The 2,556-nt window shown below is 32.0% G+C and carries 2 protein-coding genes; one reads left to right on the top strand and one right to left on the bottom strand.

The window, feature by feature from the left end:
* Window positions 1–315 precede the first annotated feature (315 nt).
* Entirely contained in the window at window positions 316–1,833 is a 1,518-nt protein-coding gene (locus AB1414_19030) for a glycosyltransferase family 39 protein (GenBank protein MEW6609506.1), read from the bottom strand.
* 572 nt (window positions 1,834–2,405) lie between these two features.
* Here AB1414_19030 and AB1414_19035 point away from each other — a divergent pair.
* Window positions 2,406–2,556: electron transfer flavoprotein subunit beta (locus tag AB1414_19035; GenBank protein MEW6609507.1), on the top strand; the 151-nt coding region annotated here is incomplete at its 3' end.

The raw sequence follows: 2,556 nt of genomic DNA on the forward strand, positions 1-2,556 counted from the left end.
GGATAAAGATAAACTTCTTGATTATCTTGAGATGAGCCTGCTGAAGGCAAAATCAAAGGGTAAGAATCAAATTGCACAAACCCAGGGACACATCCCATAAATCTCTAAAATCTGTGAAAAATCTTGCCACCTGTGCGGTTAGGTTTAGACTGCTAATTTGAGTTCCCCCCGTTGATGGGAACTGAAATCTCCCCCGCCAGCGGGGGACATTTGGTAGCCTAAAACCTAATCATACAGATCGAAAAGATGTGGAAAAAAAATATACAGTTACCTGAAATTGAGGACACGGTTTCTACGGAGGTAGAATTATTAACTTCAATCTAAATAATAAATCTTATAGATTTTCCTGAATGGATACTTTCTGTCTCCTCTTATCCCCTCCCACACCTCTTTTAAAAAACCTTTTTCTAATAAGATATAATAGAATCTTTGTGGTTTTTCTATAGTCTTAACTAATTTAGCCTTCAACGGGATTTGATTAATATAGTTCATATCAATAGATACATAAGTATTATGAACTTTGTTCAGGTCAAATATTTCTTCTACATCCGGGTATAACTTTTTAATATCCTTAGCAACATCACTCTTCTTGGCAACATCATCTGGATAGAACACTTTTAAATTAGGATTTGTTTTAAATTCTGTGTAAAATAATATGGAAAAGTAATTAAATGAATCAACTATCAAATTACTATTTGGATGATTTTTATAAAAGGTATAAGTTTCTCTATATACATAATCTTGAATTCTGCTATTATCCACATAAACAGCACCAATTGATGTCAAAAAAAGAAGTATTATAGATGAGACTAAAAATTTCTTATTCATCTTTCTAACTAAAAAATATGCTAAAATAAGTAATGCAGAAAGGGTTATTATTGAGGTATATCTTTCATCCCTCTCGGTAGGTAGATAATAAAAGAGACTTACTGAACCATAGAAAAGGTATAAAAAGCATGGAATCAACCAACAAAGTAATATGTTAACCTTCTTATCTCTTTTAAAAAGGAGATAAACAATGATTGGCAGGATAAAATAATAAAAGAGACCAAATTCCTGATTTGTAGTCAGCATAAGTAAAGGTTCAATAACCCAATTGCTTCCTCTTAGAATGTTTATATCATCTCTACTAGAGGGCCATCTTTCATATATCTTATGATGTCTGTAGAAGTAATCACCTATCTGGAAATAATATAAAGTTAATTCCAAACCCACTATCAATAAAAAACCTAAAGGCACCAAAAAATAATTGATTTTGATCTTTCGTTTATAGAGTATATAAAAAATAAAAAATAGACAAATGACTACCGTTGATTCTTTGATTAAATAAGAAATACCCAACGAGATACCAGATAATAAATACCATATTTTCTTTTCATTATCTTCACCTTTTAAAAATAAATAAATAGTTAAACCCGTAAAAAAACATAGTACTATATCTGGAAATAAATGAGTAGAATATATTACATCTAAGGGATAGAAGGAAAGTAAAAAGGCTCCTATTAATCCTACCTTTTCATCAAAAAGTAATTTTCCCAAATGATAAATTAGGATTATATTCCCTATAGAACAGAGCAAAGAAAATAAGATTGAACTAAATTCATTAACGCCAAATAAGAAAAAGAAAAAAGATGTAGGTATGACTAATCCAATTCGTAGTGCCCAGAGATTATCTCCCGGTACAAAATCACCTATAGAGTATTTATAAGCTTGGGTTATATAGTGTTTATCATCACCTCCAACATAACCACTAAAAAATATTAATCTTAGAATCAATCCACCAAGAATAATGATAATTAAGTAATAGAGATTTGTTTTTTTTGGCTTTTGCATGTTATCTTCTCCTTTACCCCGTTAGATAACTTTTTTTTGTAACCGTTCAGGATATAGCCACAGAGTCACAGAGAACACAGAGGGAATATATAACCACGAATGAACACGAATAATAAAAAGATTCCACCTGTGCGATTAGACTAATTCATCGCAGAGACGCAAAGGAAAAATATAATGTAAAATGTAAAATAGGAAATGAAAAATGGGAAATTTTACTACTTCGCAAGACTCATTACCTTTCAGTTATACATTTTCATTGGACATTTCTCATTTTACATTATCCATTTTACCTTTAACCGTACAGGTGGAAAAGATTTGTAGTGCGAGGCGTTAGCCTCGCTTCTGGCAAGCAGGAAAGCGAACCTAAAGGTTCGCACTACATTTATCGAATGTCACACAGGTTAATTCATGTGCATTGGTGGCTAATTTCTCTAATTCTCTGTGAACTCTGTGCCTCTGTGGCTGAACGGTTACAAAATTTTACCACACCTTCCTTAAAAAGTCAACCAGTTTTTTCAAGGTCAAAAATCTCTACTTGACAAAAATGACAATGTAATCTATAATATTTAAAAATGAAGATAATAGTTTGTATAAAGCAGGTGCCTGAAACCTCTGCGGTAAGGATAGACCCAAAGACGCATACTTTAATTCGCGAAGGGGTAAAATCTATCATCAATCCCTTTGATATGAATGCGATAGAAACGGCTTTGCAACTAAAGGAAA

This window comes from bacterium, from assembly GCA_040755795.1.
GTDB lineage: Bacteria > UBA9089 > CG2-30-40-21 > CG2-30-40-21 > SBAY01 > JBFLXS01.

Excerpts from the sequence above, each read along its gene's own strand:
- AB1414_19030 (MEW6609506.1), bottom strand. The coding sequence starts at position 1,833 with ATGCAAAAGCCAAAAAAAACAAATCTCTATTACTTAATTATCATTATT.